The organism is Natrinema longum (genome assembly GCF_017352095.1).
GTDB classification, from domain to species: Archaea; Halobacteriota; Halobacteria; order Halobacteriales; family Natrialbaceae; genus Natrinema; species Natrinema longum.
Map to the genome: position 1 here is coordinate 3048003 of NZ_CP071463.1, position 26559 is coordinate 3074561.

The window sequence follows — 26559 nt, forward strand, 5'->3', positions numbered from 1 at the left end:
GATGCGTCTCGTCCTCCCCGCCGGAACGACCGAGACGGCCCTGATCGACGGCATCAGCGCTGCCGGGGCCGCCCCGGAGCTGATGGAACACACGCCCTCGGCGGACGTCGAGATCCTCGAGTACGGGGAGCCGGTCGCATCGCCGGTGACGCCGGTGAGCCCGAACGGCTGTCCGACGCCCGCCGCCGTAACCCGGGCAGTCCGGGACGTCGTCGGCTTCGACGTGGCAGTAATCGATGCAGGACTCACCCGGTCGACGGCCGCGCCGACGGTCGAACTCGGCGGCGGTCCTGGCACCGACATCCGAGAGGCGTCCGCCGTGCCGGCCGCCACCGCCGCCTTCGACCGGGCCTACGATTACGGCACGAGCCTGCCGGACGACCGGCTCATGATCGGCGAGACGGTCCCCGGCGGGACGACGACCGCGCTCAGCGTCCTCACCGCACTCGGCGAGCCCGCCGGCGTCTCCTCGTCGCTGCCGACCAACCCGGTCGAACGCAAACGACGGGTCGTCGACGAGGCCCTGGCCGCCAGCGACCTCGAGCCCGGCGACTGCGAGGACGCCCCGCTCGAGGCGATCGAAGCGGTCGGCGACCCCGTCCAGCCCACGGTGGCCGGGATCGCGGCGGGCGCACTCGAGGCCGGGACTGCGGTGACGCTGGCCGGTGGGACCCAGATGGTCGCCGTCGCTGCCGTGTTGCGCCACGCCGGTATCGATGCGGGGCTCTCGATCGCGACCACCTCGTTCGTGGCCGACGAGCAGGGGGATCGGCTCGCCGAGGCCTGCGAGCGGTTCGACTGCGAGCTCACCGTCACCGATCCCGGCTTCGACGAGCGCGACCACGTCGCGATGCAACGCTACTGTGCCGGCGAGGCCAAGGAAGGCGTCGGCATGGGCGGCGCACTCTCGCTCGTCCCCGACGGCGAGATGGCCGCCGTCAGGGATCGACTCGAGACGATCTGTACCCGACTGGGAATCGAGAGCGGGCCCGAGGACGACCCGACCACCGAACGGACTGCCGACGGGCCAGCGGAGGGCGGCCGTGGACCCTGACTCCGTTCGAACCGGGAGCCGGGTCCCCCATGGCGGCGAACCGGACCCGGACCTGCTGGATTTCTCGGCCAACACCAACCCGCGAGCCCCGGACGGCGTCGGGGACGTCTACGCGGCCGCACTCGAGGAGTCGCGGCGCTATCCGGACGACGACTATCCGGCCTACCGCAGGGCTGCAGCCGAGTTCGTCGACTGCGATCCGGCCGAGGTGATTCCCACCCCCGGCGGGCTGGCCGCGATCCGACTCGTGATGGAATGTACCCTCGAGCCGGGCGACGAAGCGCTGGTGCCGTACCCGAGCTTCGGCGAGTACGCCCGCGAAGTCAGCCTCCAGGGTGCGACCCCCCGGTTCGTTCGCTACGACGAGCTGTGTGAGATCGGCCCCGCCGTGCTCGAGGCGTGTGCACTCGCCGTGGTCTGTACGCCGAACAATCCGACCGGCGACGCGATCGATCCCGACGCGCTCGAGGCGTTTGCGACCCGATGTGGGGACGCCGGGACGACGCTGCTCGTCGACGAGGCGTTCCTCGGCTTTACCGACCGCTCGTCGGCCGCCGAACTCGACCTCGAGCACGTCGTCGTCGCCCGGTCGCTCACCAAACTGTTCGGCCTGCCGGGGCTCCGTGCCGGTTTCGCCGTCGCGACCGGGGATCGACGGGACGCACTCGCGACGGCCCGCCGCGCGTGGTCGGTCGGGACGCCCGCCGTGCGGGTCGGCGCGTACTGCCTGCGACAGGACGCGTTCGTTCGCGAGACCCGCGCTCGCGTCACCCACGAGCGCGAGCGGATGCGCGAGGCACTCGCGGAGCGATTCGAGGTTCACCCGTCGGACGCGCCCTATCTCCTCTGTGACGTCGGCGACCGCGACGTGTCGACGGTGATCGACGACGCCCGGGCCGCCGGCGTCTCGATTCGCGACGCGACGACCTTCCGCGGGCTCGATTCCCACGTCCGCGTCGCGGTCAAGGACCGCACGGCCAACGATCGGTTGCTCGCGGCACTGGGCGTCCACAACCGCGACGACGTCGATCGCGAAACCGAACATGACTGAGTCCGACCCGGCCTATGCCGCGATTCGGCGGGACGGCGTTCTTCGAATCACGCGACCGAACACGGAGTGGCTCTCGACCGGCTGGAACGGGGGGCGTCGCGTCGCCGACTGCGCGTACAACGTCTCGGTGCCCGAGGGGTGGGATCGGACGGATCTCGAGGCCTACGTCGACGAACGGCTCGAGCGCGCGGGGTTCGAGACCCCGGAGAACTCGCCCGGGCCTGCGCTGCTGACCGGCGTCGACATCGGCGACGCTCGCGGTGCTCGCCGCGGTCCCGTGACGGTGTATGCGACCGCCGGTATTTCGAATCCGGCCGCGTTACCCACGACGGTGGAATCGGAGAGCGAACGGGCGTCCGAGACGCCGGCGTCCAGCGAGGGTCAACTCGAGCAGGGTCGAGGAACGGTCAACGTCGTCGTCGGGACGACGCGAGCGCTCGCGGCTGGTGCACTGGCGAACCTGATCGCCGTTACGGCCGAGGCGAAGGCAGCGACGCTCCTCGCCGAAACGGGCTTTCCCGGCACGACGACGGATGCGATCGTCGTCGGACACGATCCGGACGGCCCGCCGGCGGCGTTCTCGGGCAGCGGAACCGAGGTCGGCGCGGCGACGCGTGCCTGCGTCCGGGATGCCGTGCTGGCATCGCTTCGCGCCCACTACGCGGCGGCCGACGCGGCCGTACCGGATTCGGTCGTGGACGCGCCCTACGGCGTTTCGACGGACGAGCGGGCGACGGTTTTTCGACCGCCCCTCGAGACGAACGGCGACGACGATCGAGCGTCGACGCGCTGACGGCGAAGACGAACGCTTTTGATCACACCGGCCGACGGGTGTGACATGACTGCAGTTGACACGCCGGACGTGCTCGTGTTACGCAAGGGGACCCACGGGATACCGATCGAACAGTACGCCGACGCGATCCGCGAGCGACTGCCCGATCACACCGTCGCGCTCGCACGAACCCCGGCCGAGGAGCGCGACGCGATTCGGGACGCGCGTTTCGTCACCGGCATGACCTTCGACGACGAGCTGCTCGAGGCCGCCGAGAACCTCGCGGTCTTCGCGTGTGCCTACGCGGGGACCGGCCACCTTCCCCTCGATCGACTCGAGGAGCGCGGCGTCGCGGTGACGAACGCCTCGGGCGTCCACGGACCGAACATCGGCGAGCACGTTCTGGGTGCGATCCTCCGATTCACCCGACGATTCCACGTCGGCGCGCGCCGGCAGCGCCGTCGCGAGTGGCGCCACTACAAGGCCACCGAGTTACAGGGGTCGACGGTCACCGTCGTCGGCCTCGGCGCGATCGGCAAGTCGGTCTGTGAGCGCCTCGAGCCATTCGGCGTCGACACGATCGGTGTGCGATACACTCCCGAGAAGGGCGGGCCGACGGACGAGGTGATCGGCTTCGAGGGCGAGGCGTTCGACGACGCGCTCGCGCGGACTGACTACCTCGTACTCGCGTGTCCACTGACGGAGACGACGCGCGGACTGATCGATCGAGAGGCCCTCGTCACGATAGATCCCGAGGCGGTACTGGTCAACGTCGCCCGCGGCCCGGTCGTCGACACCGACGCGCTCGTGGCGGCGTTGCGATCGAACTGGATCCGCGGCGCGTCGCTGGACGTCACCGACCCCGAACCCCTTCCCGAAGAGCACCCGCTGTGGACCTTCGAGAACGTCCAGATCACGCCCCACAACGCGGGCCACACGCCCAACTACTACGATCGATTGGCCGATATCGTTGCCGAGAACCGCCGACGGTTCGACGACGGGGACTCCCCGTCACTCAGAAATCAGGTCCTGCCCTGATCAACCGATCGGATCGCGATCGTAATCTGCGTGGCTGCGGTCGGTTCCCACTCGCTTCGCTCGAGCCGTCCGCCTCACCTTTTTGATCCCCTGTGGCGAATCACGAGTATGAACCGTTTACTAGCCGATCAATGCGCTCGAGCGGGGGGTGTTCTGTGTCGCTGACATTCGACGGGACGATCCTCGTCCCCGCAGCCGACCCCGACGACGGGGAGCGGACGGCGGCGGCGCTCGCACCGTATCTCGAGCCCTCGAGTCGGGTGATCGTCGTCAACGTGATCGAGAAAGCCGGCGGCGCGCCCGACAAGGCCTCGGTCGAACAGCGCGAGGAATACGCACGGGAGATCTTCGACCGTGCCCGCGGCCCCCTCGAAGAGCGGGCCGGAGCCGTCGAAACGGCGATCCTCTTTGGCACCGACGTCGTCGAGACGATCTTCGAGGCGGCGGTCGAACGGAACGTCGACGCCGTCGTCTTCGAGCCCCGTGACGGGAATCGGTTCGTGGAACTGCTCACCGGGGACGTGGCTCGCCGGCTGGTGAAAAACGCCTCGGTTCCGGTAATCGCGCTGCCGCGAAACGAGGAAGAGTAGCGGAGCAGTCGTCCCGAGTTCCGTCCGTTATGCTCGGTCTTCGAGTACTACGTCGCCGTCCTGATCGACCGTTACCCGATAGGTAGCGTACTCGAACGTGACGGTGCCGACGGACCGTTCCGTCTTCGGGCCCGACTGAAAGAGCGAGTCCAGTGCGGTCGGATCGACCACGTCGTACAGCGGGCCGAATTCGTCCGCGAGTTCGAGCGCGTCCAGTTCGGATTCCGATGCGATCGCCGCGAGGACCGCTTCGCTGAGCGGCTGGTCCGGGTCGGCCCGGTAGGTGTGATCAACGGTGTGCAGTTGCGTCCCGTCGGCTGCGGTGTCGGTTTCCATACTCGTCATACCGGTGTGACGGGGGAAACAACCCCGATTGGAGCGTCAACGGTTTAAGTCGGGGGGAGAACTTCCGAGCGTATTCCGGAGTAGGTTGGCCTGTCCCCGTCGGAGACGCGCCGAGAGTGCCTGATCCGAAATATCGAGCTGTCCGGCAACCGCGGACAACGTCGTCTCTCGTGGGACATCGAAGTACCCCTCCTCGAGGGCGATGAGGAGTGCTTCCTGCTGTCTATCGCTGACCCCGTATCGCTCTCGGGCCTGGTCCGATTCCTGAAAGATTCGTTGGATCCGAAACGGAATCCCCTTCTCGAGACAGCGATCGCGATACGCGAACAGCGCCTCCCGCGTCGGGACGCGGGCACGGATCCGTGTCTCCCCCGTGACGGTGATCTCGCGGTAGCCGATATCGTACGCCGCCGCCGTGGGATAGGTCAGATGCTCTTCTCCGCGCTCGGAAAGCGTGACGCTGTAGAGACGCCGATCGTCCGGTTCCTCGAGCAGGGTCCATTCCCGTACGGTATCGTCGTCGGCCAGCGTCCCGTCGACCTGCTCGAGGTCGTCCCCGTAGACCCAGCAGATGAGCTTCGTTTCACCCGTTTCGGACTGGTAGATCTCTTCGACGTCGATCCTCGAGACGGTCTCGACGGTCTCTCGGAGGATCGGCGTCTCGATTTCGAATTCAACGATGAGGACCATAGTACTCTCACGCGCTGTCGACGGTCCGAATAGCTGATCGGCTGTCCGGGCGGCCGAGTCATACGTCCCGAACGTGTGGCTTGCCGTCCGTCGAGTACTTCCCATATAGCATCGGCGGTCGTACGTACTTACCCCTTGCAAGTGAACAGACACCGTGACCGCTCGGCGTGGTGCCCGTCTCGAACCGGACCCGAACGGAGGAGTCGATCGATCCGAAGGAATCGCCCGCTGTCCGCAGTGATCGCCCTTCTCGAGCAGACGTCGTCCTCAGAGATAGCCCTTCTCGAGCAGGAGTTCGCCGTTGAGCACGCTCGCACCGGCGGCACCGCGGATCGTGTTGTGGGCCAGACAGTTGTACTGCAGGCCGAAGGGCGACGCCTGGAGGCCGCCCGCGGCGATTGCCATCCCGTCACCCAGCGTGCGGTCCATCCGTGGCTGTGGCCGATCGGGCTCCTCGAAGACGTGGATGAGCGGGTCGGGCGAGGAACGCAGGTCGAGCGAGGGGTACTCCCGCATGGCCTCGGCGGCTGCGTCCGTGGTCAGTTCCTCCTCGGTCTCGACCCAGACGTTCTCGAGGTGGCCGTCGATCGTCGGGATGCGGTTACAGGAGGCCGCGACGTCCATGCCGTTGTGCGACAACTCGGCACCGTCGAACTCGCCGAGTAGCTTGCGGGATTCGGTCTCGAGTTTGTCCTCCTCGCCGCCGATGTAGGGGATGGCGTTGTCGATGATCTCCATCGAGGTGACGCCGTCGTAGCCCGCGCCGGAGACCGCCTGCAGCGTCGAGACGTGAACCTTCTCGAGGCCGAAGTCGGTCAGGGCGGCGAGCGTCGGGACGAAGGTGATCGTCGAGCAGTTGGGGTTCTTGACCATCGCGCCGTCCCAGCCGCGTTCGTCGCGCTGGACCTCGAGCAGATCGAGGTGATCGGCGTTGACCTCTGGAATCACGAGTGGGATGTCGTCGTCCATCCGACCGTTCGAGAAGTTCGAGGAGACGACGTAGCCCGCGTCACAGAAAGCAGGCTCGACGTCCGCGCCGACGCTCGAGGGGAGCGAGGAAAACAGCATGTCGATGTCGCTGGGAACCTCGTCGGGATCGGTCGCCGTGACTGTCATCTCCGCAACGTCCGTCGGGATCGGGCTGTCGACGCGCCACTTCGCGGCCTGTCGATACGTCTTACCGGCACTGGCGTCGCTCGCGGTGAGTGCGGCGATCTCGAACTCCGGATGGGGATCGAGCAGTTGAATCAATCGCTGTCCAACAGCGCCAGTCGCACCGAGTACGCCTACTCGTACTGCCATTTTCCGCCACTCCGAGTTGTGTCCGCAAAACCGTTTGGGTTTTCGGTAGCAGGTGTCAATCGGCGAAGACCGCGCCGTCGGCTCCTCGCCGCCGGTCTAGCGACAGCGTCGTTCGCCACCGGCGACGGCTGCTGCCAGCGTCCGCTGAACGGATAGAAGCTATTAAGAAACGGGAGTGGCACCTAGAGACCGATGCACTATCGACAGGATCGACGCGAGGTCGCCGGCCAGAGGTGGTCCCGATGACGAGTTCGACCGCGAGTACGAGCGATCGAGGACTGCTCGAGACGCGGTTTAGCGTGGGTGCAGCGGCACTCGGTGCCGTCGCGGCGCTGCTCGGAATCGTCTTCGCCTGGACGGGATACAACGATTCGGCACTGCCGGGTATCGGCATGGAACTGTCCATCTTGACCGGTCTTGTCGGCCTCCTCTTCGCGTTCGGGATCGCTCTCGTCGCGTTCGTCGCCGCACTCTACATGGAACCCGGCTTCGACGAATAACGGCTCGCCGACTCCTCTGTACGATCACTCCTCCTCGAGAACCCGTTCGATGGCGTCGCCGTGGCTACGAGCGCAGCGCTGGCTACAGTTGCTCGTGTCCGCCCGAAGTAACGTGTGGCGTCCTCAAGAACGACTTACGCGGGAACTTCAGCGCCTTTCTTTCGGGTCACGTAGCCCGCGATACGGTTGCGGACGCCCTTGGACTCGACGTTCGTGAGTTTCGTGACGCTTTCTTTGTTCTGCTCGAAATCGGTCGTGAACGCTTCCGGATACCGCTCTAAGAGGAGCGTTCCGGTCTTCTTGACGTAGGCCGGTTTGATTGCCATACGAGACGATTCCGTCCAGAGGCTCTTAATCCCTTTCTCTTTGGCGCTTGGACCCCTCCCTTGCTGGCACCCTCTTGGACGGTCTCCCGTCTCGAGACCCGTTCAGCTACCCCGTCACCACGATCGAGACACAGCGAGACTGGTATAGTAGCCACTGTAAGCCCTGTATGCCTGGCCACATGACGGTGTTGCGGTCAGTGTGAGAATCGTTCCAGTGGCTCCGATACTGTACGCCGACGCCTCAGCACCCGGTTTTCGGTGGCTTTCGATCGACATCCCTCCAGAGCCGACAGCGCTTCCTTCGCGGAGATCACTTACTGCCTGTTACTCGTTCCTAATTAAAAGTTACAGTCATATACGGGCAAAAATACAATCAGGATGTCGTTGACTCCCCAGACGGCGTGATAGCCATGACAGACAGACATATCCGGGCAACACTACTTGCTGCCCTGGTGGTTTTATCGCTCGTCGCTGCCCCTATCGGGGCCGCAGGGATGAGTAGCGGTGCAGTACCGGCCACCGAACGAATTCAAGTACAGAACGACGACCCCTCACAGGTCGTCGAAAGCGTCAACGACAACGAGATCGCGACCGCAAACGACGCGATCACGTCGTTCAACGACGAACTCCAGCAGAAGGCTGGACTCGTCGGTGCCGACGTCGAGAACGTCGAACAGGTCGACCCGGTCGAGGCCGAGAGCGTCTCGGAGGCCCAGGCGGAAGTCGATCGCCTCCGGACCGACGCTGACGACCGACAGGCTGCGATTTTCGATCGAGTCGTCGCAGTGATCAACCAGGGCGGCATCGCCGACGTCGACCCCGAGGAGGTTCAGTCGCCAGCCGACGCACGCGATGTCGCCGACGACCTCGAAGCACAGGGCGGACTCGCCGAGACGGCGGCCCAGTCGCTGCGAGACGCCGCCGATATCGTCGAAACCGATATCCAACCCAACCTGAATAGCGCGGCCGACCAACTCGAGGCACTCGAGGAGCCCGAGCCGGCGGTCGGGACGGTCGAAGGGACCGTCACCGATACGGATGGCGAGCCGGTCGCCAACGCCACTGTGGCCGTCGGCGACGAGCAGACGACGACCGCCGACGACGGCAGCTACGCGCTCGAACTCGAGAGCGGTGAGTACACCCTCGAGATCACTGCCGATGGCTACGAGGACGCCAGCGAGAACGTCTCGGTCGAGGCCGATTCGACCGCGACAGTCGACGTAGCCCTCGAGGCCACGGACGACGACGGGGACGAGGGCGACGAAGACGACTCGGATGAGGGATCGGACGAGGTCGCCACGACCGTCGAGAGCGTCAACGAAAACGAGGTCGCGACCGCGAACGACGCGATCGGCTCGTTCAACGACGAACTCCAGCAGAAGGCTGGACTCGTCGGTGCCGACGTCGAGAACGTCGAACAGGTCGATCCGGTCGAGGCCGAGAGCGTCTCGGAGGCGCAAGCGGAAGCCGATCGCCTCCGAGCCGGCGCTGACGACCGACAGGCTGCGATTTTCGATCGAGTCGTCGCAGTGATCAACCAGGGCGGCATCGCCGACGTCGACCCCGAGGAGGTCCAGTCGCCAGCCGACGCACGCGATGTCGCCGACGACCTCGAAGAACAGGGTGGACTCGCCGAGACGGCGGCCCAGTCGCTGCGAGACGCCGCCGATATCGTCGAAACCGATATCCAACCCAACCTGAACGGTGCAGCCGACCAACTCGAGGCACTCGAAGACGACGAGCCGACGCCGACTGTCGGCACCCTCGAGGGAACCGTCACCGACGAGGACGGCGAACCGATCGCCAACGCGACCGTCACCGTCGGCGACGAGCAGACGACGACCGCCGACGACGGCTCCTACGCGCTCGAACTCGAGAGCGGTGAGTACGAACTCTCCGTCTCGGCAGAGGGCTACGAGGACGCCAGCGAGAACGTCACGATCGAAACTAACTCGACTACGACCGTCGACCTCACCCTCGAGGCAGACGACTCCGAGAAGGGTTCGGAGGTTGCCGAGACAGTCGAAAGCGTTAACGAAAACGAGGTCGCGACCGCGAACGACGCGATCGGCTCGTTCAACGACGAACTCCAGCAGAAGGCTGGACTCGTCGGGGCCGATGTCGAGAACGTTTCGGAAGTCGATCCGGTCGACGCCGAGACCGTTTCGGAGGCCCAGGCGGAAGCCGATCGCCTCCGGGCCGACGCTGACGACCGACAGGCTGCGATTTTCGATCGAGTCGTCGCAGTGATCAACCAGGGCGACATCGCCGATGTCGACCCCGAGGAAGTTCAGTCGCCGGCCGACGCACGCGACGTCGCCGACGACCTCGAAGCACAGGGCGGACTCGCCGAGACGGCGGCCCAGTCGTTGCGAGACGCTGCCGATATCGTCGAAACCGATATCCAACCCAACCTGAACGGTGCGGCCGACCAGCTCGAGGCACTCGAAGACGACGAGCAGACGCCGACTGTCGGCACTCTCGAGGGAACCGTCACCGATACGGATGGCGAGCCGGTCGCCAACGCCACTGTGGCCGTCGGCGACGAGCAGACGACGACCGCCGACGACGGCTCCTACGCACTCGAACTCGAGAGCGGTGAGTACGAACTCACCGTCTCGGCAGAGGGCTACGAGGATGCCACGGAGAACGTCACGGTCGAGGAGAACTCGACTGTGACCGTCGACGTCTCGCTGGTGCGATCCGACGATACCGACTCGGCTGTCGGCACAGTCGAAGGAACCGTCACCGACGAGGACGGCGAACCGATCGCCGGCGCGACTGTCAGTATCGACGACAAGCAGACGACGACCGACGACGACGGCTTCTACGAATTCGAGATCCGGCCAACCGTCGGGACAGTCGACGGGACTGTCACCAACGCCGCCGGCGAGCCGGTCGGCGACGTGCCAATCACCGTCGGTGACAAGCAGACGACGAGCGCCGACGATGGCAGTTACGTCCTCGAACAGGGACTGGACGAGTACACCCTCGAAGTCAGTTCTGAGGGGTACGGAGACACCAGCGAAACCGTGACCGTCGTCTCCGGCGAGACGACCATCCTCGATATCACCGTCGACGAGGAAGACGTCGAGCCCTCCGTCGGGACGGTCGCCGGAACCATCACCGACGCCGCCGGCGAGCCGATCGTCAACGCGACCGTGACCGCCGAAGGTCTGGAGACGACGACTGCCGACGACGGCTCCTACGAACTCGAACTCGAGCCAGGTAACCACACGGTCACGATTTCGGCCGAGGGATACCAGAACGTCAGCGAAGTCGTGACAGTCGAGGCCGACGAGACGAACACTGTCGACGTGACGCTCGAGAAACTCGAGCCGACCGTCGGAACGCTCGCGGGAACCGTCACCGACGCCGATGGCGAAGCGATCGCGAACGCGACCGTGACCGTCGGCGACGAGCAGACGACGACCGCCGACGACGGCTCCTACGCGCTCGAACTCGAGGAAGGCGACTACACCCTCGAGATCACTGCCGACGGCTACGAGAACGCCACGGCGAACGTCACGGTCGAGGCCGACTCGACTGTGACCGTCGATATCTCTCTCGAGGACGACTCGGACGAGGGATCGGGGTCGGTTGCGGAAGTCGTCGAAAGCGTTAACAACAACGAGATTGCGGCTGCGAACGACGCGATCGGCTCGTTCAACGACCAGCTCCAGCAGAAGGCTGGACTCGTCGGGGCCGACGTCGAGAACGTCGAACAGGTCGATCCGGTCGACGCCCAGACCGTCTCGGAGGCCCAGGCGGAAGCCGATCGTCTCCGAGCCGACGCTGACGACCGACAGGCTGCGATTTTCGATCGAGTCGTTGCAGTGATCAACCAGGGCGGCATCGCCGACGTCGACCCCGAGGAAGTCCAATCGCCGGCCGACGCACGCGATGTCGCCGACGACCTCGAAGCACAGGGCGGACTCGCCGAGACGGCAGCCCAGTCGCTGCGAGACGCTGCCGACCTCGTCGAAAACGACATCCAGCCCGACCTGAACGGTGCGGCTGACCAACTCGAGGCACTCGAAGACGACGAGCCGACGCCGACTGTCGGCACCCTCGAGGGAACCGTCACCGACGAGGACGGCGAACCGATCGCCAACGCGACCGTCACCGTCGGCGACGAGCAGACGACGACCGACGACAACGGGAGCTATGTGATCGACCTCGAGGAGGGCGAGTACACCCTCGAGATCACTGCCGGCGGCTACGAGAACGCCACGGCGAACGTCACGGTCGAGGCTGATTCGACTGCGACCGTCGATGTCTCCCTCGAGGACGAGTCGGACGAGGGATCCGAGGTCGCCGAGACCGTCGAGAGCGTCAACGAAAACGAAATCGCGACCGCCAACGACGCGATCGGCTCGTTCAACGACAAGCTCCAGCAGAAGGCTGGACTCGTCGGAGCCGACGTCGAGAACGTCGAACAGGTCGACCCGGTCGAGGCTGAAACCGTCTCGGAGGCCCAGGCGGAAGCCGATCGCCTCCGGACCGACGCTGACGACCGACAGGCTGCGATTTTCGATCGAGTCGTCGCAGTGATCAACCAGGGCGGCATCGCCGACGTCGACCCCGAGGAAGTCCAATCACCGGCCGACGCACGCGATGTTGCGGATGACCTCGAAGCACAGGGCGGACTCGCCGAGACGGCGGCCCAGTCGCTGCGAGACGCCGCCGACCTCGTCGAAAACGACATCCAGCCCAACCTGAACGGTGCGGCCGACCAACTCGAGGCACTCGAGGACGACGAGCCGACGCCGACTGTCGGCACCCTCGAGGGAACCGTCACTGATGCCGACGGCGAGTCGATCGCCAACGCGACTGTCGTCGTCGGCGACGAACAGACGACGACTGCCGACGACGGCTCCTACGCACTCGAACTCGAGAGCGGCGAGTACGCACTCACCGTCTCGGCAGAGGGCTACGAGGACGCCAGCGAGAACGTCACGGTCGAGGCTGACTCGACCGTGACCGTCGACGTCTCCCTCGAGGAAGATGACGGGAGCGAACCGGCCCCGTCCGTCGGAACGGTCAACGGAACCGTCACCGATACGGACGGCGAAGCGATCGCTAACGCAATCGTGACCGTCGGCGGCGAGCAGACGACGACCGCCGACGACGGCTCCTACGCGCTCGAACTCGAGAGCGGTGAGTACGCACTCACCGTCTCGGCAGAGGGCTACGAGAACGCCACGGCGAACGTCACGGTCGAGGCCGACTCGACCGTGACCGTCGATGTCTCCCTCGAGGACGAGTCGGACGAGGGTTCGGAAGTCGCCGAGACCGTCGAGAGCGTCAACGAAAACGAGATCGCGACCGCGAACGATGCGATCGGCTCGTTCAACGACGAACTCCAGCAGAAGGCTGGACTCGTCGGTGCCGACGTCGAGAACGTCGAACAGGTCGATCCGGTCGAAGCCGAAACCGTCTCGGAAGCCACGGAGGAAGCCGATCGGCTCCGAGCGGATGCTGACGACCGCGAAGCCGCAATCTTCGATCGAGTCGTCGCAGTGATCAACCAGGGCGGCATCGCCGACATCGACCCTGAGGAGGTTCAGTCGCCGGCCGACGCACGCGATGTTGCGGATGACCTCGAAGCACAGGGCGGACTCGCCGAGACGGCGGCCCAGTCGCTGCGAGACGCCGCCGATATCGTCGAAAACGATATCCAGCCCAACCTGAATAGCGCGGCCGACCAACTCGAGGCACTCGAGGACGACGATCCGACGCCGACCGTCGGCACCATCGAGGGAACCGTCAGCGATACGGATAGCGAGCCGATCGCCAACGCGACCGTCACCGTCGGCGACGAGCAGACGACGACCGATGACAACGGGAGCTATGCGATCGATCTCGAGGAAGGCGAGTACACCCTCGAAGTCAGTGCCGACGAGTACGAAAGCACGAGCGAGACCGTCACCGTCGACGCCGATGGGACCACGACCGTCGACGTCTCCCTCGAGGGGGACGATGGCGGGAGCGACCCGGCCCCGAGTGTCGGAACGGTCACGGGGACCGTCACCGACGAGGACGGCGAACCGATCGCTGACGCAACTATCAGCGCTGACGACGAGACGGTGACGACTGCCGACGACGGCAGCTACGAACTCGAGCTCGAGGACGGCGAGTACACCCTCGAGATTACCGCCGACGGCTACGAGGACGCAAGCGAAACCGTGAGCGTCGACGCCGACACGACCGTCACCGTCGACGTGACGCTCACCGAAACGGACGACGAGAGCGACGTCGATGTCATCGTCGACGCGGATATCGACGAGGACAGCGCTGCGGTCGGCGAGACCGTCACCGTCGACACCGACATCGAGTCCGCAACTGATAACACGACGAAGATCAGCGCGCACACGCTCGTCGTCCGGTACGACTCCGACGCCCTCGAACTCGAGGATATCGATCGCCCACACTGGCAGGTCATCGATATCGAGAACGAGGGGCTCTTGATCATTGCCCCGAACTGGGCGCCACCGCGACAGGACGACACACCGGTCGACGCCTTCACGGCCGAATTCGAAGTCGTCGATGGTGCCGGTGACGATGCGACGTTCGAGTTCGAGTCGGACGCCTCGGGCGTCCAGTCGGTCATCGTCGAAGACGATGGCTACCTGTGGCGGACCGAAATGCTCGACGTCGAGTACGATGGTGCGTCCGTCACGATCGAGGACGGTGAAGAGACCGACGCTGCGGAACTGATCGCGGACGCCGGTAGCGCCGCGCAATCGGGTCTCGCTCCGTGAGGTCAGCCCCGGACCTGCCACGACCGACAGTGTAGTACGGACACTCACTGGCGACGATGGGAGTCCAACGGTATCGGACGACGAACGCACGAATCGATGGGCGAGGGTGGGAACCCTCTCCATCACGCTCGTTTTTTCGGCCGGACGGACCGGAATCGACGGACTGTGTGGGTAGTTGTACTACCGGTTCGCGAGCGTGTCCACCGACGTGGAACGACTGTTATCGCGGCTCCGTGTTCTCAGGTCTGCCAGGCGATCGATAGCGTCGTATCCGATTCGATCCAGGCCGCATCGTTTCTCCGATCGAAGATGCGGACGGTTCCCTCCTTCGTCTGGTGCTCGGCGTACCGATCCGGTTTGGATGTCGTTCCTGGCATGAACGTTGTCGCATGATAACTACCAACAGGTAGTATCAGTCTTGTGTTCGACCGGCTGCTCGGTCCGCCGCTCGACAGCGTCGAAAAAGGGATCCCGAAGTGAGGCCACCGACGGGCGGCCAAGACGGGAATCGATCGAAAAACGGGTCGGAAGCGACTATTCGGCAGGCTTCTCGCGTGCTGGCCCCTGCTGGTGGAGTTCGATGCCGACGTCGTCTGGCTCGAGGACGTCCGGAAGCTCCTCGTCCCGGTCGCCGGTGACGTCGGCGAGGACCTCCTGAATGTACGCGTTGAACAGTTCCGGGTGTTCGCTCATCGGGAAGTGCCCGATCTCGGCGAACTCGATCGCGGTCGCGCCCTCGCCGATCCCCGCTGCGGTCTGCCGACCGTCTTCGGGTGTAGTCAGATAGTCGTACTCGCCGTTGGCGATGTAGAGGGGACACTCGTCGGCGTTGACCTGGTCGAGCTTGTCGCGGTAGTCGTGATCGACGGAGTAGTAGTAGAGATCGCCCTTGAACACGCCCGTCGCACCCTGTTCGTAGAGATACATCGTCTCTCGGCGGGTCCCTTCGGGGCTCTGGGGAGCCATCAATCCCCAACAGGCGTAGGCGTTGACCTCCGTCGTGTTCACTTCTGGATGGTCGAGCCAGTCGATGTAGAACCCGGGGCTGTGGGCACCGCACTCGAGGCCGATTAGCGCCCGGAATCGCTCGGGGTACCAGTCGGCCAGTTCGAGGGCGATGTTGCCGCCCATACTCGAGCCCATGTAAATCGGGTCTTCGAGCTCGAGGGCGTCGGCGAGGTTCACGAGCGTCTCGGTGAACCGCTCGGCGGTCATGGTGTAGTCGTCGGTCCACCACTCCTGGGTGGTCGGGGGGACCGACTTGCCGTGATACGGCAAATCGTGAGCGATGACGCGGAACTCCTCCGTGACGTCCTCGTTCGTCAGGAGGTGACGCCACTCCTGGCAGTTGTTGCCGGCCGTGTGCTGACAGAGCAACGGGATACCATCCTCGGGCCCGTTCTCCTCGAAATAGATCCGGTGATCGACGCCCCCGACGTCGACGTGGACGTACGACCCGTCGATCGGTTCGACGTCACCTTGCTGGTAGGTCTCGGCCATCTCAGCTTCCCCCGTCGTTGTGTGCGACCCGCATCAGATCGAGCGTTCGCTGGAACGCGCGCAGATGCTGGAAGATCTTCTTGTTGTCACCGGTCAACTCGAGGTGGCCGTCCTCGTTGCGAACCGTCGTTCGATAGTGTGACGCGATGATCTCGTGGTTGAACGCGGGTGGCGTCTCCCGGACGAACTCCTCCCAGGTCTCGCGGTCGCCTTCGACGCCGAACGACCACTGGTGGTTCATCGTCGGGTTGGGCACGAAGGTTTCGATCTCGCCGTCGTCCATCTCGAGGAGGACGCGCTCGTCGCCCATATCGACGTAGAAGTTCTCGGAGAACTTGCCGTGTCCCCTGACGTTCATTTCGGGATCGCTGTTTACCGTCTCCTTGTACGACTCCCACCACTCGTGAGTGCCGAGTTCTGTTTCCGTCATGAAACCACACGCCACCTTTGCCGACCCACTCAATGTAGCTCACACAATACGATCCGATATCTACGGCGTAAATACAACGGTCGAGTAGCCGTAGGGATCGTTCCACCGGTCGCCGGTATACTGCCGAACGAAACGATTCACACCGATCGTACTCGAGACGCCGTTCCCGGTGGCGACGGACGTCGAGACGCGATCGAGTCGTCGCGGGATGGTGTTCGATAGGTACGTTCAGGAGCGGTGTCGGGCGTCGCAACGGTTCGGTGCCGTCAGTCGTCCTCGGCGGTCGACGTTGCGGCGGGCTGTGACGCCCGTTCGGGTCCCGACGGGTCCCGATCGGGAGCGGCGAACCGCGTCCAGTAGACGAGGAGCGTCGGGAGGACGATCACGCTCGCGACGAGCGCGTATCCGATCGAGATCGCCGCGATGAGCCCGAAGTACTGCAGCGAGGGGAGAAAGGCGAACCCGAGGATGCCGAATCCGCCGGCCGTGGTCGCCGCGCTCCCCAGCAACGCACCGCCAGTCCCGGTTACCGTCCGTTCGAGGGCGTCACCGATCGTCCCGCCCCGCTCGAGTTCCCGGTGGTACCGTTCGCTCACGTGGACGCTGTAGTCGATTCCGAGCCCGATCGTGAGACTCGCGATCGTGCCGGTGATGTAGTTGAAGGGGATCTCGAGTAGCCACATCGTCCCGAGGACCCAACAGAGGGTCAGGAGGACGGGAATCAGTGTGACGAGCCCGAGCGTGGCCGATCCCGCCGTCCGGCGGGAGACGACCACCAGCAGACAGCCGACGACGGCGAGCGTAGCGAGCAGGCTCGTGACGATCGTTTCGACGATGGCCCGTTCCGTCTGATAGTTCAGTACGGTTCCCTGCCCGGTGACGGCGGCAGTCACCCCGTCACCGTCGACAGCCGTCGCGGCGGCTCGCGTTTCCGTCGTCACCGCCTCGCTGGAGGCGTCGCCGGCGGCCGTGACGATCAGTCGAAGTGCCTCGTACTCGCCCTCGTCGGTCCGGTGGATGACCGTTTCGGCGGTCGCGGAATCGGCGGCGAAGAACTCGTCGTAGAGGGGTGCCAGTCTCGAGTCGGGAACCCCGTCTCCGTCCGTATCCGCATCGTGGAACGTCTCGTTGAACGATTCGTTCGTCGCGGCGACCGATTCCATCGCGGTAACCGGGCTCCGGATGGCGGGGGCATCGTTCGGGAGTCGTGCGACGGTCTCGCTCGTCGTCGCCTCCCGTCCGGCGGTATCGACCCGTTGTAACGTCTCCGAGTCGGTGATCTCGCCCGCGACGAGTATCTGTGCGCGCCTGTCCTGACGGACGAACTCCTCGTTGAGGGTTTCGATCGTCGCAGCCGCAGTGTACGTACGGGGGGCCACCGAATCGGGAAGTTCGTGGGTCCACTCGGGTTCTTCGGGCAGGAACGCGGCCGTGTCGAAGCTGGTGTCGACCTGCGTCCCGCCGTAGGCACCGCCCGCACTGAGGACGACTGCGACGACGAGAAGCGCCAACGGTGCCCGATGGGCGATCCGCTTTCCGATCACGAGTACTGGACGGAGCCGATCGCCCGTCCCGAGAGCGCCTCGGCGACGGTCGATTCCTCGTGTCTCGAGGAAGTTGTCGATCGAGACGGTTACGGCTGGGACGAACAGACCGAACACCGCGAGCGCGGCGACGATCCCGATAGCACAGACGATGCCGAACTCCCGAAGCGGACCGATCGGGCCCACGACGTTCGAGAGGAAGCCGACCGCCGTGGTCAGCGTCACGGTGACGAGTGCGACACCGACGCCGGCGAGGCCGGCGGCCATCCCGGCGTCGGCGTCGAGCGTGCCGTCGGTTCGTTCCTCCCGATACCGCATGAGGAGGTGGATCGCGTAGTCGATCGACAACGCGATCAGGAGTACGGGAACCGGGACGAATACGAGGGCGAAATCGATACCGAGCCAGCCCATCGTGCCGAACGTCCAGACGAGGACGAGCACGATGCCGACGAGTCCGACGACGACGTCGATCGGATCCCGGTAAGCGATCGACAGGACCACGAGGACGAACGCGAACGCCAGCGGACCCACGACGGCGAGGCTGTCCGGAGCCGCCGATTCGATCTCGTCCGCGGTCATACCGTTGCCGAACACGGACGCCGATCCCTCGAGTTCCGACTCGCCGATTTCGTCGATCGCTTGCTGGCCGGTGACGATCGATGCCGGGGCGCTGTCCACGGCGACGTACTCGCCCTCGGTATCCTGGACGACGGCGACGATCGTTCCCGACGCCGTGGGCTCGCCGGGGTCGTACGCGGTCGGCATGAGCGCGAACAACTCGTCGCGACCTTCGTCCGCGCCGAGTACCCGTTCGATCGTCGCCGCGAGTTCGTCGTCGCTCATCGACTCCACGTGATCGATCTGGGCCGTGAGCGACGGCTCGAGCCCGTCGTCGAGAGCCGCCCGATCCGCCGCGAGGGAATCGTACTCGTCGCCGAGGACGCCACGCGTTCCCCGTCGATACGCCGTCTCCCGCTCGGACTCCGTCTCGGCTCGACGCAGCCGCCGGGCGGCCGTCTCGAACGTGTCGGCGTGGTCGTCGGTGAGTTCGACCGGCGTCCGTTCGTCGACGGTCTCGAACTCGGCTTCGATGGCAGCGTCCGGATCGGCTTCGAGGCGCTCGAGCGCTCCAGCGAGTTTCGCTTCGGTCGCGTTCAACTCGGCGGCCCGCGACTCGAGTTCCCTTGCACGGTCCTCGTGGATCGCCGTCGTTGCGATCGCGCTCGGAACGCTGCCGATCGGGTCGTCGTCGACCAGCGTCCGCGAAACGCGGTCGTCCTCGTGGAGCGCCCGCTGAAACTCGAGGACGGAGACGAGGGACTCGCGCTCGAGGACGTTCCCGCTGTCCTCGTCCGCTTCGACGACCACGTGGGCCGTCGTCGTCTCACCACCGCGCGTCGCGAAGTTTTCGTCGATGTACTCGAGCGTCTCGCGTTCGTCGGACTCGGTCCGGAACTCGTCCATCGCAGTGTCCTCCTCGAGCGTGGTAGCTCCGGCACCGAACCCGGCCGTGAGCAACAGTATCGCGACGAGAACGACCCGTCGATTCTCCGTGATCGCTGCTGCAATCGTCTCGACGCTCATCGTGACCACGCCACCAACCGAACGTTCGGTATCATAATAAACCGAACGTTCGGTCGGGTAGAAAAAGATGGGGGTTCGTTCCCACGTCGAAACGGGACGGCGAGGCCGCGGCCTTATTGTACCGGTCGACCGAACAGTCGGTCAGGATGGATCAGGGAGTGACACCGTTCGACGAGTCGGTCGGCGGGAAGGAAGCGATCTTCGCGGCCACCTACCGGACGCTCGAGGAAGACGGCTACGCCGACCTCTCGATCAGCCGCGTCGCCGACGAAGCGTCGGTGAGCAAGTCGACCATCTACCACCACTTCGAGAGCAAAGACGAGCTGTTACTCGAGTTCGCCAACTCGCTGCTCGTGACGTACGCCGACGAACTCGTCTTCGAGACCGGGGAAAACGCCCTCGAGAGTCTCGCTCGACTCCTCGATCTCGCTGTTCTGGGGGAGACGGCCGACGGTGATCGACTCGAGGACTACGCCTCGAAGACGATCGATCGCGTCATCCTCGAGTTGCGAACCCAAGCGGTTCACGATCCCGCCTATCGGGAACACTTCGATTCCTTCGATCGAATGGCCCGGAATCGACTCGCCGCCCTGATCGAAGCGGGTATCGAGGAGGGAACCGTTCGCGAGGTCGACCCCGACGCCGTCGCCGGGATGCTCTACCTCTGTATCGAGGGGGCGCTTCTCCTCGGCAGTACGACCGACGACGACGAGTGGATCGCGGGCGTTCGGACGCAACTCGAGCACTATCTCGATGGGCTGGCTCGCGACGACGTCGGCGACGAGTGAGGGGCGTGGGAACGACCGGACCGCTCGCCGTCTCCACTGCCGGCGTGTCGATCGACGGGCCCCTAGACCGTCCCGTTCCACGGGTAGGTGAGCGAATCGACCGTCAGTATCTTGGCCGTTCACCCCTACCTGTGGGACGATGACAGTCGACACTGTCGGTCGGTTCGAACGCGCACTCGAGGGACTCGACGTCGAACTCGAGCGCGTTTCGGCTGCCGATGCGACCGAGCGGATCGAAACGATCGTCGAGGAGCCGGCCGTCGGTGCGCCGCTCCCCTTCGAGGGCGTCTCGCTTCCCGACGACGTGACGACCGGGCCGACGACTGCCGAACTCGAGGCAGCCCGGACGGGCGTTACGCCGGTTGGCTTCGCGATCGCGGAGTACGGAACGGTCGCCATCGAATCGACCGCCGACGGTGCTGAACCGATCAGTCTCTATCCGGACCGGCACGTCGCGGTCGTCGCCGAAAGCGACGTCGTCCCGGATCTGAGTGCCGGCTTCACCCGTCTCGCCGACGGGTTCGACGCCGGCCGGGAGAGCGTCGTCTTCGCGACCGGCCGAAGTGCGACGGCCGACATGGGGGATCTCGTCCACGGCGTCCACGGCCCGGGTACCGTCCGCGTGATCGTCCTGGAGGATCGATAGATGGCACAGCGCACGCGCTCCCAGCAGGCCGATCGGATCCGACACCTCCTCGAGACCGAAGGCGACGCGATCCACGCGCAGACGAGTGCCTCGAACGCGCGCCGCGGTGACGTCTACGACGTGACCGACGACCTCGAGGCGTTACGAACCGACGCGCGAGCGATCAAGGAAGACGCCATCGACGATCTCCCCGAACTGATCGAGACCGTCCGCGAGGCGGTCGAGGCAAACGGTGGCACCGTCTACGTCGCTGACGACGCCGCGGACGCGAACGCGTACGTGGCCGACGTGGTCGAGCAAAACGGGTCGACGGACGCTGCGGACGAGCCGTCGGTCGTCAAATCGAAGTCCATGACGACCGAGGAGATCGACCTCAACGACGCGCTCGAGGCCGACGGGATCGACGTCACGGAAACCGACCTCGGCGAGTGGGTCCTGCAGGTCGCCGACGACACTCCCTCCCACATCGTCGGCCCGGCGATGCACCTCTCTCGAGCGGAGATCGCCGACCTGTTCAACGAGCGGTTCGATCCCGACGAGCCCTTCGAGACGGCCGAAGAGCTGACCCGCTTCGCGCGTGACCACCTCGGCGAGATCATCACGGACGCCGACGTCGGAATCACCGGCGCGAACTTCGTCGTCGCCGACAGCGGGACGATCACGCTGGTCACGAACGAGGGCAACGCCCGCAAGTGTGCGGTCACACCCGACACGCACGTCGCGATCGCGGGCGTCGAGAAGCTGATTCCGACGCTGTCGGACCTCGAGCCGTTCGTCGATCTCATCGCCAAGAGCGCGACGGGCCAGCCGATCTCCCAGTACGTGACGATGCTCACGCCGCCGACGGACTCCCCGACGCTGGAGTTCGATTCGCCGGACGAGCCGATTACGGCTGGCGGGGGCGGGGGAGCGGCGGGTCCAATCGGAGACCCGGACCGCGAGTTCCACCTCGTCTTGCTCGATAACGGCCGCATGGACATGCGCGAGGACGACCAGCTCCGGGAGACGCTGTACTGCATTCGCTGTGGTGCCTGCTCGAACTCCTGTGCGAACTTCCAGTCCGTCGGCGGCCACGGCTTCGGCGGCGAGACCTACTCGGGTGGCATCGCTACCGGCTGGGAGGCCGGCGTCCACGGCCAGGACTCCGCAGCCGAGTTCAACGACCTCTGTACCGGCTGTACGAACTGCGTGGACGCCTGCCCGGTGAAGATCGACATCCCGTGGATCAACACCGTCGTCAGGGATCGGGTCAACCGCAGCGACGAGCCCGAGGCCTACGACTTCCTCGTCGACGGCCTCACGCCCGACGCCGAGTCGGGCGGGCTCGACCCCGGCAAGCGCTTCTTCGGCAACATCGGCACCGTCGCGAAGGCTGCCAGCGCGACCGCACCGGTCTCGAACTGGCTGGCCGACGCCGGCCCCGTCCGAGCGGCGCTCGAGCGAACCCTCGGCATCGATCGCCGGCGCGATCTCCCGACCTTCCGGCGGGAATCGCTCGTCGACTGGTTCGAGAAGCGAGGTGGCTTCGCCGCCTCGAGCCGGCGGGCAGCCCAAGCCGATTCCCGAGACGACGGAGCCGACGTCGACCGTGAGGTCGTCTGCTACCCGGACGTCTACACGAACTACGTCGACACCGAGCGCGGGAAGGCAGCCGTCCGCGCGCTCGAGGCGTTGGGCGTCCCGGTCCGCGTGCCGGACCTCCCCGAGAGCGGGCGTGCAGCGCTCTCCCAGGGGATGATCGCGACGGCGGACCGGCAGGCGAGTCGGGTCTACGCCGCGCTGGCCGAGGACCTCGACGCCGGCCGGGACGTGGTCGTCATCGAACCCTCGGATCTGGCGGCCATGCACCGCGAGTACGAACGCCTGCTGCCCGAGAGCTCGTACGAACGCCTCCGGGAGGGCAGCTACGAGATCTGCGAGTACGTCTACGGGCTCCTCGAGAACGGGGCCGACCCGTCGGCGCTGTCGACCGGCGACGGCGCGGAGCCGGTCGCCTATCACTCCCACTGCCAGCAGCGCACGCTCGATCTCGAGGCCCAAACCGTGGCCGTCCTCGAACGGTGTGGCTACGCACCCGTGACCTCCGACGCCGAGTGTTGTGGCATGGCCGGTTCCTTCGGCTACAAGCGGGAGTACTACGAACTCAGTATGGACGTCGGCGAACGACTGGCTGGGCAACTCGAGGGTGCAGACACGGTCGTCGCCTCCGGCACCTCCTGTGGCGACCAGCTCGAGACGCTGCTCGAGCGGGACGTGCCACATCCGATCGAGTTGCTCGCGCCCGGTCGATATCGGGCGTAACGGCCGTCGTTCCCCGCGATAAGAGTTCGAGTCCGACTCGCACCGTGTGAACGACCACCAGGATTTTCACTGCGCCCGTCCTCCGTTCTAGCATGAGCGAGCACGTCACCGAACAGCGACACGGCCACTACATCGGCGGCGAGTGGACGGACGGGACCAGCGCGGGCGGCCGTCCCGCGAGCGGTCGGACGGAGTCCGCCGAGCGGGACTCCTTCGAGAGCGAGAACCCCGCGACCGGCGAGACGTTGGCGACGTTCCAGCGCGGGACGGCTGCCGACGTCGACGCGGCCCTCGAGGCCGCAGCGGACGCCTTCGAGGAGTGGCGCGCACTGTCGTATATCGACCGTGCGGAGTACCTCTGGGAAATCTATCACGAGCTGCGTGACCGCCACGAGGAGTTAGGAGAGATCGTCTCGAAGGAGTGTGGGAAGGAGATCAGCGAGGGGAAAGCCGACGTCACCGAGGCCTGGCACATGGTCGAGTGGGCGGCGGGCAACGCGCGCCATCCCCACGGCGACGTGGTCCCCTCCGAGGTCGCGGGCAAGGACTCCTCCATGCGCCGCAAACCCCGCGGCGTCGTCGGCTGTATCACGCCCTGGAACTTCCCGGTCGCGATCCCCTTCTGGCACATGGCCATCGCGCTGGTCGAGGGGAACACGGTCGTCTGGAAACCGGCCGAACAGACGCCCTGGTGTGGTCAGATCATCGCCGAGATGTTCGAGGACGCCGGAATCCCGGCGGGCGTCTTCAACATGGTACAGGGCTTTGGCGACGCGGGCGCGGCCATCACGGACGACGAACGGGTCGACACCGTCCTCTTTACCGGCTCCGCGGAGGTCGGCCACGAAATCGCGGGCAAGGTCGGCGGCGAACCCGGCACGCTCGCGGCCTGCGAGATGGGCGGCAAGAACGGGATCGTCGTGACCGAGGAAGCCGACCTGGACCTCGCCGTCCACTCCGCGGTGATGTCGAGCTTCAAGACGACGGGCCAGCGCTGCGTCTCGAGCGAGCGCCTGATCGTCCACGAGGAGGTCTACGACGAGTTCAAAGCCCGGTTCGTCGACATCGCCGAGGACGTCACAGTCGGTGATCCGCTCGCGGAAGACACGTTCATGGGCCCGGCGATCGAGGCCGACCACGTCGAGAAGATCCGCCAGCACAACGATCTCGCCCGGGAGGAGGGTGCGACCGTGCTGGTCGATCGGTTCGAACTCGAGGACAGCGAGATCCCCGACGACCACGAAGACGGGGCGGCTACCGCCGCCGAAGGTGAGCGTAGCGGAAGCTACGCGAACGGCCACTGGGTCGGCCCGTTCGTCTACGAGATCGACTACGAGTCCGACCTGCGCTGTCTGAACGAGGAGTGTTTCGGCCCACACGTCGCCCTGATCGAATACGAGGGCGATATCGAGGACGCGGTCGAGATCCACAACGACACCCCCTACGGGCTGGCGGGGGCGATCATCTCGGAGGACTACCGGCAGATCAACTACTTCCGGGACCACGCCGACCTCGGCCTCGCGTACGCGAACCTGCCGTGTATCGGTGCCGAAGTGCAGTTGCCCTTCGGCGGCGTCAAGAAGTCCGGCAACGGCTACCCGAGCGCTCGGGAGGCCATCGAAGCCGTCACCGAACGTACCGCCTGGACGACGAACAACTCGAAGGACATCGAGATGGCACAGGGGTTGTCGGCCGACATCAAGACATCCGAGGACTGATACGATAGTAGTCGGCGAGACTCGACCCGGCCCACGCACGGTTCCGCGGGCCGCTGTCCGCCGTCAGTACTGCTCTCCATCGTTCCAGCGGCCGTTAGCATAAGCAGTACCTCTCGCTCTCAGTGTTCATTGGCAAACGAACCGCTTATCCGACGATTCGTGGAAGGGGCGAGTACATGAAGGCAGTCGTTCTCGCCGCAGGTCAGGGGACACGGATGCGACCGCTGTCGGAATCGGTTCCGAAGCCGATGCTTCCGGTCGCCGATCGACCGCTCGTGGCTCACACCGTCGACGCGGCCATCGATGCCGGGGCCGAGGAGATCGTCCTCGTCATCGGCTACGAGGGCGAGACGGTCCGTGACTATTTCGGCCCCGAGTATCGAGGCGTTCCCGTCTCCTATGCGCTCCAGGAAGAACAGGCCGGGACCGCCGACGCGGTCAACGCCGCTCGAGACCACCTCGAGGGCCCCTTCGCCGTCCTGAACGGTGACAACCTCTACGACCGGGCCGCGATCGACCGGTTGTTCGATGCCTGCCCGGCCGTCTGTGCGATCGAAGTCGCCAAGCCGAGCAATTACGGCGTACTCAGTACCGACGGGAGCGGTGAGGGCTGCGTAACGGGGATCACCGAAAAACCCGACGACCCGCCGACGAACCTGGCCAACGCCGGGGCCTACGCGTTCCCGGCCGCGGCCCGCGAGTGGCTCGACGTTCCGGCGAGCGAGCGCGGCGAACACGAGATCACCGACGTCGTCGCGCGGGTGATCGACGAGTACGAGACGACGCCGATCACCCTCGAGCGGTGGCTGGACGTCGGCCGCCCCTGGGAGTTACTCGAGGCCAACGAGTGGAAACTCGCCGACCTCGACCGGCGAATCGACGGCGACGTGAGCGAGGACGCGACGATCGAGGGGGCGGTCATCGTCGAGACGGGCGCGACGGTCGAACCCGGCGTCGTGATCGAAGGGCCGGCGCTGATCCGCGAGGGAGCGTCGGTCGGACCCAACGCCTACGTGCGGGGCGCGACGCTCGTCGGCCCCGACGCCGAGATCGGTCACGCCGTCGAACTCAAAAACAGCGTCGTCTCCCGTGGGACCTCGGTCAGCCACCTCTCCTACGTCGGGGACAGCGTCCTCGGCCGGAACGTGAACGTCGGTGCGGGGACGAACGTGGCGAACCTCAGACACGACGACGCCGATATCCGGGTGACGGTCAAAGGCGAGCGCGTCTCCACGGGCCGCCGGAAGTTCGGCGTCGTCGCCGGCGACGGGGTCAAGACCGGTATCAACACGAGTCTGACGCCGGGCCTGAAACTCGAGTCCGGCGCGACCACCGTGCCCGGCGAAACCGTCGAGCGCGATCGGTAACTCCCGGATCGGCCGACGACAGCGTCTCGAGAGCGGCTTCAACGTCGCCATGGGTGGTATCGACGCCCGATCCCGTGATCGGGGTTCCGGAACGGCGTGACGTGATTATTTTATCTTGAAACGATCCTAAATCCCCGATTTGCGCGCGTTACCGGGTACGTGTACGACTTTCCGGTAGCAGTTGCTCGAGGAACATGATTTATATCGGATTAGTAGTAGTTTCCCGGTATGTCGACGGCGACTGTTCGC

Annotated in this window: 20 protein-coding genes; 12 read left to right on the plus strand and 8 right to left on the minus strand. The window is 65.6% G+C overall.

Features of this window, described 5'->3' with window-relative positions:
• Position 1 precedes the first annotated feature (1 nt).
• The 5 genes from cobT (at position 2) to J0X27_RS15065 (ending at position 4505) form a co-directional block, all read left to right on the plus strand.
• A complete protein-coding gene (cobT, locus tag J0X27_RS15045) occupies positions 2-1054 on the plus strand; it encodes a nicotinate mononucleotide-dependent phosphoribosyltransferase CobT (protein WP_207269968.1) in 1053 nt (350 codons plus the stop codon).
• On the plus strand, positions 1044-2105 hold the full coding sequence (locus J0X27_RS15050) for a threonine-phosphate decarboxylase (protein WP_207269969.1): 1062 nt from the start codon (positions 1044-1046) through the stop codon (positions 2103-2105). The genes cobT and J0X27_RS15050 overlap by 11 nt, the downstream gene beginning before the upstream one ends.
• Positions 2098-2898 carry an adenosylcobinamide amidohydrolase gene (locus tag J0X27_RS15055; RefSeq protein ID WP_207269970.1) on the plus strand — a complete coding sequence of 267 codons (801 nt, stop codon included), beginning with the start codon at positions 2098-2100 and terminating at the stop codon, positions 2896-2898. The genes J0X27_RS15050 and J0X27_RS15055 overlap by 8 nt, the downstream gene beginning before the upstream one ends.
• A gap of 45 nt (positions 2899-2943) precedes the next feature.
• Entirely contained in the window at positions 2944-3915 is a 972-nt protein-coding gene (locus J0X27_RS15060; RefSeq protein ID WP_207269971.1) for a D-2-hydroxyacid dehydrogenase, read from the plus strand.
• 155 nt (positions 3916-4070) lie between these two features.
• A complete protein-coding gene (locus J0X27_RS15065; RefSeq protein WP_207269972.1) occupies positions 4071-4505 on the plus strand; it encodes a universal stress protein in 435 nt (144 codons plus the stop codon).
• 27 nt (positions 4506-4532) lie between these two features.
• Here J0X27_RS15065 and J0X27_RS15070 read toward each other — a convergent pair whose 3' ends face one another.
• The 3 genes from J0X27_RS15070 to asd all read right to left on the minus strand — a co-directional run bounded on the left by J0X27_RS15070 (position 4533) and on the right by asd (position 6842).
• On the minus strand, positions 4533-4841 hold the full coding sequence (locus tag J0X27_RS15070; RefSeq protein WP_207269973.1) for a HalOD1 output domain-containing protein: 309 nt from the start codon (positions 4839-4841) through the stop codon (positions 4533-4535).
• 45 nt (positions 4842-4886) lie between these two features.
• Positions 4887-5540: a helix-turn-helix domain-containing protein gene (locus J0X27_RS15075; RefSeq protein WP_207269974.1), complete on the minus strand. Its 654-nt coding sequence runs from the start codon at positions 5538-5540 to the stop codon at positions 4887-4889.
• Between the two features lie 267 nt (positions 5541-5807).
• Positions 5808-6842, minus strand: a complete 1035-nt coding sequence (gene asd / locus J0X27_RS15080; RefSeq protein ID WP_207269975.1) for an aspartate-semialdehyde dehydrogenase — start codon at positions 6840-6842, stop codon at positions 5808-5810.
• Between the two features lie 233 nt (positions 6843-7075).
• Here asd and J0X27_RS15085 point away from each other — a divergent pair, with 233 nt between their 5' ends.
• Positions 7076-7342, plus strand: a complete 267-nt coding sequence (locus tag J0X27_RS15085; RefSeq protein WP_207269976.1) for a hypothetical protein — start codon at positions 7076-7078, stop codon at positions 7340-7342.
• Between the two features lie 134 nt (positions 7343-7476).
• Here the strand turns inward: J0X27_RS15085 and J0X27_RS15090 are convergent, their stop codons facing one another.
• Entirely contained in the window at positions 7477-7668 is a 192-nt protein-coding gene (locus J0X27_RS15090) for a 30S ribosomal protein S17e (RefSeq protein ID WP_006432730.1), read from the minus strand.
• Between the two features lie 494 nt (positions 7669-8162).
• Here J0X27_RS15090 and J0X27_RS15095 point away from each other — a divergent pair, with 494 nt between their 5' ends.
• Positions 8163-14432, plus strand: a complete 6270-nt coding sequence (locus J0X27_RS15095; RefSeq protein ID WP_207269977.1) for a carboxypeptidase regulatory-like domain-containing protein — start codon at positions 8163-8165, stop codon at positions 14430-14432.
• A gap of 239 nt (positions 14433-14671) precedes the next feature.
• Here J0X27_RS15095 and J0X27_RS15100 read toward each other — a convergent pair whose 3' ends face one another.
• The 4 genes from J0X27_RS15100 to J0X27_RS15115 form a co-directional block, all read right to left on the minus strand.
• Positions 14672-14809 (minus strand): DUF7331 family protein, encoded by a 138-nt coding sequence (locus J0X27_RS15100; RefSeq protein WP_207269978.1) that lies wholly within the window; start codon positions 14807-14809, stop codon positions 14672-14674.
• 157 nt (positions 14810-14966) lie between these two features.
• Positions 14967-15932: an alpha/beta fold hydrolase gene (locus J0X27_RS15105; protein WP_207269979.1), complete on the minus strand. Its 966-nt coding sequence runs from the start codon at positions 15930-15932 to the stop codon at positions 14967-14969.
• Between the two features lies 1 nt (position 15933).
• Positions 15934-16362, minus strand: coding sequence for a hypothetical protein (locus J0X27_RS15110; protein ID WP_207269980.1), 429 nt, complete (start codon positions 16360-16362; stop codon positions 15934-15936).
• Between the two features lie 266 nt (positions 16363-16628).
• Positions 16629-19490 (minus strand): efflux RND transporter permease subunit, encoded by a 2862-nt coding sequence (locus J0X27_RS15115; RefSeq protein WP_207269981.1) that lies wholly within the window; start codon positions 19488-19490, stop codon positions 16629-16631.
• A gap of 146 nt (positions 19491-19636) precedes the next feature.
• Here J0X27_RS15115 and J0X27_RS15120 point away from each other — a divergent pair, with 146 nt between their 5' ends.
• The 5 genes from J0X27_RS15120 (at position 19637) to glmU (ending at position 26310) form a co-directional block, all read left to right on the plus strand.
• Positions 19637-20278, plus strand: a complete 642-nt coding sequence (locus J0X27_RS15120) for a TetR/AcrR family transcriptional regulator (protein WP_207269982.1) — start codon at positions 19637-19639, stop codon at positions 20276-20278.
• Between the two features lie 139 nt (positions 20279-20417).
• The gene (locus tag J0X27_RS15125) at positions 20418-20924 is read left to right on the plus strand and encodes an LUD domain-containing protein (protein ID WP_207269983.1); all 507 of its coding nucleotides are present in this window, start codon (positions 20418-20420) and stop codon (positions 20922-20924) included.
• Positions 20925-23225: an LUD domain-containing protein gene (locus J0X27_RS15130; RefSeq protein ID WP_207269984.1), complete on the plus strand. Its 2301-nt coding sequence runs from the start codon at positions 20925-20927 to the stop codon at positions 23223-23225.
• A 92-nt stretch (positions 23226-23317) separates the two neighbouring features.
• Positions 23318-24943, plus strand: coding sequence for an aldehyde dehydrogenase family protein (locus J0X27_RS15135; protein WP_207269985.1), 1626 nt, complete (start codon positions 23318-23320; stop codon positions 24941-24943).
• A gap of 176 nt (positions 24944-25119) precedes the next feature.
• Positions 25120-26310 carry a bifunctional sugar-1-phosphate nucleotidylyltransferase/acetyltransferase gene (gene glmU, locus J0X27_RS15140; RefSeq protein ID WP_207269986.1) on the plus strand — a complete coding sequence of 397 codons (1191 nt, stop codon included), beginning with the start codon at positions 25120-25122 and terminating at the stop codon, positions 26308-26310.
• Positions 26311-26559 lie beyond the last annotated feature (249 nt).